At 69.9% G+C, this 6,038-nt stretch carries 7 protein-coding genes; 4 read left to right on the forward strand and 3 right to left on the reverse strand.

The window, feature by feature from the left end; genetic code table 11:
• Together A5713_RS25380 and A5713_RS25385 are read left to right on the forward strand one after the other, a co-directional pair.
• Window positions 1-1,277 (forward strand): FAD-dependent monooxygenase (locus tag A5713_RS25380; protein ID WP_068099041.1); only part of this gene is annotated, 1,277 nt, incomplete at its 5' end.
• Between the two features lie 6 nt (window positions 1,278-1,283).
• On the forward strand, window positions 1,284-2,051 hold the full coding sequence (locus A5713_RS25385) for an SDR family NAD(P)-dependent oxidoreductase (protein ID WP_068099042.1): 768 nt from the start codon (window positions 1,284-1,286) through the stop codon (window positions 2,049-2,051).
• Here the strand turns inward: A5713_RS25385 and A5713_RS25390 are convergent.
• Window positions 2,006-2,620 carry a TetR/AcrR family transcriptional regulator gene (locus A5713_RS25390; RefSeq protein ID WP_231980681.1) on the reverse strand — a complete coding sequence of 205 codons (615 nt, stop codon included), beginning with the start codon at window positions 2,618-2,620 and terminating at the stop codon, window positions 2,006-2,008. The two genes, A5713_RS25385 and A5713_RS25390, sit on opposite strands and share 46 nt — an antisense overlap.
• A 102-nt stretch (window positions 2,621-2,722) precedes the next feature.
• On the opposite strand from A5713_RS25390, the gene A5713_RS25395 reads away from it, so the two are divergent.
• Window positions 2,723-3,637: an SDR family NAD(P)-dependent oxidoreductase gene (locus A5713_RS25395; protein WP_068099044.1), complete on the forward strand. Its 915-nt coding sequence runs from the start codon at window positions 2,723-2,725 to the stop codon at window positions 3,635-3,637.
• A gap of 54 nt (window positions 3,638-3,691) precedes the next feature.
• On the opposite strand, the gene A5713_RS25400 is transcribed toward A5713_RS25395, so the two are convergent.
• The gene (locus A5713_RS25400; RefSeq protein ID WP_068099045.1) at window positions 3,692-4,387 is read right to left on the reverse strand and encodes a M24 family metallopeptidase; all 696 of its coding nucleotides are present in this window, start codon (window positions 4,385-4,387) and stop codon (window positions 3,692-3,694) included.
• 30 nt (window positions 4,388-4,417) lie between these two features.
• On the opposite strand from A5713_RS25400, the gene A5713_RS25405 reads away from it, so the two are divergent.
• Window positions 4,418-4,912, forward strand: a complete 495-nt coding sequence (locus A5713_RS25405; protein WP_068099046.1) for a cupin domain-containing protein — start codon at window positions 4,418-4,420, stop codon at window positions 4,910-4,912.
• Between the two features lie 155 nt (window positions 4,913-5,067).
• Here the strand turns inward: A5713_RS25405 and A5713_RS28850 are convergent.
• Window positions 5,068-6,038, reverse strand: a 971-nt coding sequence (locus A5713_RS28850) for an NAD(P)/FAD-dependent oxidoreductase (protein WP_068099047.1), incomplete at its 5' end; no start/stop codon positions are given.

The raw sequence follows: 6,038 nt of genomic DNA on the forward strand, positions 1-6,038 counted from the left end.
CGTTCCCGTTCTGTTTGGTCACGGCGCAGACCGAGACCGAACGCGTGCTGGGCGAGCACCTGCAATCGCTCGGCGTCACCGTCGAGCGCAACGTCGAGCTGGTGGCACTGACCCAGGACGCCGACGCCGTGCACCTCACCCTGCGGCGCTCCGACGGCCCGGTCGAACAGCTCAGCGCCTCCTGGGTCGTCGGATCCGGTGGAGCGCACAGCACGGTGCGGCGCCTGGTGGGCACGAAGCTCGCCGGTTCCTTCACCGGGACACATGTCGTGATGGGTGACGTCGACGCCGAGCACACGCTGGATGTGGACTCCTGGTACACCTTCTTCCACCCCGACGGTCCCGTGGTGGTGCTGCCGATGCGCGACGGGCGGATCCGATTCCTCGCCCCGGTGCGCGACGCACCAGGTACCCCGGTCAACCGGAATCCGAGCCAGCAGGAACTGCAGCAGATACTCGATCAGCGGATCGGCGACATCCGGTTGGTGCGCTCACATTGGCTGACCGGTTTCGAGATACACCACGCGAGGGTTCCCGCGTACCGCTGGGGCCGGGCGTTCCTGGCCGGCGACGCCGCTCACATCCACAGCCCTGCCGCCGGACAGGGCATGAACACCGGCATGCAGGACGCGTTCAACCTGGGCTGGAAGCTGGCCGCGGCGGTCAACGGCGAAGGCGGTGACACGCTGCTCAACAGCTACGAGGCCGAGCGCCTCCCGGTCGCCCAGCACGTCATCACGTTCACCGACCGGCTCACCAGGCTCGCCACGATGTCCGGGGTGGCCGGCCGGATCCGCGACGTGGTGATCGAAACGGCGTCGCACATCCCGGCGGCCCGGCGAGCCATGGCCAACTTGATGGAAGAGGTCACCATCGGCTACCAGGACAGCCCGATCGCCGTGGGGAAACCTCCAGCGCATGCGAAAGTAGTTGCCGGCCAATATTTTCCGCACGTGTCCGACGTGGCCGTGCAAAAGCAGCTGAGCGTCGTGAGCGGTAGCCAGAACCCGGGGCACACCGTGGTCACCATCGCCCCCGAGCAGGTGGCCCCGCCCGCCGGTGGCGACGGCCAGGTCCAGGTGCTGGTGACCGGCGACGAGGCGTCCGTCGCCGGCTACGACGCCGTGATCGCCGACCCGAACAGCGTTGTGGCACAACGGGTTGGGCTCACGGGCGGTGGGCGGGTAGTGATACGCCCGGACGGCTACGTCGGTGCCGTCGCCGCCCTCGACGACACCACCACGGTGCCCACCTACTTCGCCACGATCAGGGGCTGACCGCCGGTGAACACCCTTGCCGGTAAGCGGGCGCTGGTCACCGGCGGAAGCCGGGGCATCGGCGCGGCGATCGTGCGACGGCTGGCCGCCGAAGGCGCGGCGGTGGCGGTCAACTACGCGTCGGATGAGAAGTCGGCCGACGCCCTGGTGGACGAGCTCCGTGCGGCCGGACATCAGGCGGCGGCGTTTCGTGCCGACGTCAGCGATCCCGCCCAGACCAGCGATCTGGTGGAGCGCGTCAACGCCGCCTTCGGCGGGATCGACCTGCTTGCCAGCAACGCCGGCGTCGAGCACTTCGGCGCACTGGAATCCCTCACCCTGGCCGACTTCGACCGGGTGTTCCGGATCAACGTCGCCGGCCAGCTGTTCGTCACCCAAGCGGCGGTTGCTCGGATGCCGACCGGCGGCCGGATCGTGCTGACCTCGTCGGTGAGCGCGCGCGTCGCCGTCGCACGCCACACCCTGTATGCGGCCAGCAAGGCGGCGGTATCTGCGATGGTGCTGAACCTCGCGCCGGAACTCGCCGCGCGCGGGATCGCCATCAACGCCATCGCCCCGGGCGGAACCGCGACCGACATGGCGGCCGAATTTGCCGGCGACTACATACCCCCGGCACTGGCCGAGGTGCCTTTTCAAGCCCTGCTGCAATCCCTCAACGCGCTCGGCAGGTTGGCCGCACCGGACGAAATCGCTTCCGTCGTGGCCTTCCTGCTGTGTGCGGATGCCTCCTACATCACGGGCGCGACGCTCGACGCGTCCGGGGGATGGATGTGACCCTGTCGGAGCGGACGTAAACCATCGATGACGACGCCGGTCGCCCGCTCGGCCAACACCGGGTCGTAGGCCTGCATCGCCTGGCACCCGACGAGGATCGCCTTCACGTCGCCCATGTCGACGTCCCGCCGCGCGGTGCCGGCTTCCTGCGCGGCGCGCAGCAGCTCGCCGAGCATGGCCTTGAAGGCGTCCTCCGCCTCGGGCGCGGCGCAGGCGATGTCGATTCCGTACCCGGCCAGTGCGTCCACCAGGCCGCGGTCCGCCGCCCCCCACTGCAGCACCAGCGAGCGCAGGAAGACGAAGAGCGCCTCCCCCGGCCCCTCGGACTCCAACAGGGCGCGCCCGTCGTCGACCATCCGCTGCATCCGGTCCGCGATGACCGCGGTGAACAGCGCCTCCTTGGTCGGGAAGTGCCGGTAGACGGTGCCGGCCCCGACCCCCGCGCGCCGCGCGATCTCGTCGATCGGCACGGACAGGCCCTCGGCCGCGAAGGTTTCGTAGGCCACGTCCAGCACGCGGGCACGATTGCGTGCCGCGTCGGCGCGCAACGGCCGTGCGGGTTGCGCCAAGTGTTTACCACCCATCGGTTGACAAAGCGGAGCGTGCGTTCCGTATAGTCGGAATCAACCGGAGCGCCCGCCCCGCTTAGTCTACAAGTTGAAGGAGCTTCCATGGCCAAATGGACCGCAGCGGACATCCCCGACCAGACCGGACGCGTCGCCGTCATCACCGGGGCCAACACCGGCCTCGGCTACGAGACCGCCGCCGCGCTGGCCGACCACGGCGCCCGCGTCGTGCTGGCGGTGCGCAACCTGGACAAGGGCAAGGACGCCGCCGCCCGGATCGCCGCCAAGAGCCCGCACGCCGACGTCGCACTCCAGGAACTCGACCTGACGTCGCTGGACTCCGTCCGCGCCGCGGCCCAACAGCTCAAGGCCGACTACGACCGCATCGACCTGCTGATCAACAACGCCGGCGTCATGTACACGCCAAAGGAAACCACCAAAGACGGCTTCGAGATGCAGTTCGGCACCAACCACCTGGGCCACTTCGCGCTCACCGGCCTGCTGCTGGAGCGGCTGCTGCCGGTCGCCGGTTCGCGGGTCGTGACGGTGAGCAGCATGGGCCACCGCATTCTCGCCGACATCCACTTCGACGACCTGCAATGGGAGCGCTCCTACAACCGGGTGGCGGCCTACGGGCAGGCCAAGCTGGCCAACCTGCTGTTCACCTACGAACTGCAGCGCAAGCTCGCCCCCCACGGCACGACGATTGCCGCCGCCGCCCACCCCGGCGGGTCGAACACCGAGCTGGGCCGCTACACGCCCACGGCATTGCGGCCGCTCGTCAACGTGTTCTTCTCGGTGATCGCTCAGGACGCGGCCATGGGCGCCCTTCCGACGCTGCGGGCCGCGACCGACCCGGGCGTGCTCGGCGGCCAGTACTACGGCCCGGACGGGTTCGGCGAGGTGCGCGGCTATCCCAAGCTGGTGGGGTCGAGCGAGAAGTCCCACGACGCCGCGCTGCAGCGGCGGCTCTGGGAGGTCTCCGAGCAGCTCACCGGGGTGGTCTATCCCACCGACTGAGCCAATGGTGCCGACCCGCTGCGCCCGGCACATGCGCCGCGCTTGCGGTCGGCACTAGGGCAGGTCGAGCAGCTGCTCGTAGAAACCGCCGAAGCCGCGGGCCCGGTCGGCCAGGTGGATCTCCAGGATCCAGTGGCAGATGCGGCCGGCCGGGTCCGTGCGCCGCATCGGCTTGTCCGACCCCGGCGCGATGTACCACTGGACGCCGGGCCCGGCGCTCTTGCGGTGCGGGAACTCCCCGACCAGGTGACCGGCGATCGAGCTGGCGAACTCGAATCCCTCGGAGTGCGCCACGCCGACGACAAAGTCGTACAGCTCGGCGCCGGTGACGTCGGGGCGCCGGTCGAAGTACTCGCGGCCGGCCTGCCACACCCGGGGCAGCGCGTCGCGAAGCGCCGTCTTGTCCGGGTCGTCGCCGAGCACGAAGGTGCGGCCGAAGTCCGCCTCCCACTCGGCGAAGATGGGCCCCAGGTCGAGGAAGACGACGTCGCCGTCGGCGACCACCCGGTCCGGCGGGCGCTCATTGAAGGGTTGCAGCGTGTTCTCGCCGGCCCGCACGATCCGCCGATGCCAGTGCCGGGTCACCCCCAACATTCGCGCGGCCAGGTGGTTGATCTCGTCGGACAGCTGCCGCTCGGAGATGCCGGGGCGGATCATGGCGCGCCGCTCGATCTCGTCGAACAACCGCTCGGCCCCGGCCTGCGCGTCCAGCAGCCGTTCCACCCGCGTCTGTTCGTCCGCCCCCTGCACACCGGCGATGCTAACTGGCAGGCTGGGCGCATGTCCCTCGTCGTGCCGCCGTATCCCCCGCCCCGCTACACCGCCGACCAGCCCGAGGTCAGCGCCTGGCTCAAGCGGGCCGACTCGTCATCCGACTATGAAACCGGGGGCGTCAAGTACCACTACCTGGCCAACCAGCGCGACACCGACGGCGACTACGGGCTGTACCGGGTCGACATCCCCGCGGGCGGCGGCGGGCCGGGGCCGCACTTTCACCGGGCGATGTCCGAGGCGTTCTTCGTGCTGTCCGGAACGATGAAGCTCTACGACGGCACCCAGTGGGCCGACGGCCGGCAGGGCGACTTCCTCTACGTGCCGCCCGGCGGCGTCCACGGCTTCCGCAACGGGGCCGACGAGCCGGCGTCGATCCTGATGCTGTTCGCCCCGGGCGCCCCGCGGGAGGCCTACTTCGAAGGCTTCGCTGCGCTGGCCGACATGACCGACGACGAGCGCCGGGAGTGGTTCGTCCGCCACGACAACTACTGGGTGCAGTAGCTAGGGTGTCGCTGTGCAGGCAACGAAGCTGTCGAAGCGGGCAGCGGCCAGGGCTCAGCAAAAACTCGATATGGCGATGAGCGCACCGGTGCGGGCCGCGGCGCGGGTCAAGCGGTCGCGATCGCCGATGCAGATCACCTCGCGGGTCGGGGGGGTCACCCGCCCCAGCGGTAGTCGGCGTCGACCAGCTCGCGGGTGCGCTCGAAGAAGGTCCGCCCGCTGTAAGGCAGTTGGGTGACGACCTTCCCGCTGGGATGCCGAAAGTAGTTGTCGCACGCCACCCACACCTTGCCCGCCATGGCGGCCTGGATCTCGTCGTTGTAGCGGCGCTGCGCGTCGGGTGCCACCTCGACGGTGCGCGCGGCGCGGCGGTTCATGACGTCGAGGATGTGGCGGACGAACGTCGTCTGCGCCTCGTGGATGTAGATGATCGAGTTGACGCCGTTCGTGTTGGGGCCGTACAGCGTGAAGAAGTTCGGGTAGCCGGCCACCAGCGTGCCCAGGTAGGCCTCGGCGCCGTCGCTCCAGACGTCGGCGAGACGACGGCCGCCGGTTCCGTACACGTCGATGCTGGCCAGGTAGTCGGCGGCGGTGAACCCGGTGCCGTAGACGATGGTGTCGACGCGGTGCTCGACGCCGTCGGCGGTGCGCACCCCGCGCTCGGTCAGCTCGGCGATCGGGGTCGTCTCCAGGGAGACGTTGGGCAGCGCGAACGTGGGGTACCAGTCGCGTGACATCAGCGGCCGCTTACAGCCGGCCGGGTAGTCCGGCGTCAGCTTGGCCCGCAGCTGCGGGTCGGCGACCTTGCGCATGAGGTAGCTGCGGGCCAGCTCGGTCGCCTCCCGGGTCTGGGCGTCGTCGATGTCGAAGCTGGCCGACTCGTAGGCGGCGAAGGCCTCGTCGCGCAGCTTGCGCGCCGCGGCCGGGTCGCGTTCGAACAGCTCGTGCTGCTCGGGGGTGAACGGGAAGTCGAACCGGGGCGCGATCCAGATCGGCGTCCGCTGAAACACGGTCAGGTGCGCGGTGTTCGGGGCGATCGCCGGCACGTACTGGATCGCGCTGGCGCCGGTGCCGATGGAGGCCACCCGCTCCCCGGCCGTCGACTTGCTGTGGTCCCAGCGCGCGG

Origin of the sequence: Mycobacterium sp. E2497 (assembly GCF_001668695.1) — a bacterium.
Classification (GTDB): domain Bacteria; phylum Actinomycetota; class Actinomycetes; order Mycobacteriales; family Mycobacteriaceae; genus Mycobacterium.

Bases quoted from the DNA above. Each gene is read 5' to 3' on its own strand.
- A5713_RS25395 (WP_068099044.1), top strand. From the start codon at position 2,723: ATGGCCAAATGGACCGCAGCGGACATCCCCGACCAGACCGGACGCGTC.
- A5713_RS25405 (WP_068099046.1), top strand. From the start codon at position 4,418: ATGTCCCTCGTCGTGCCGCCGTATCCCCCGCCCCGCTACACCGCCGAC.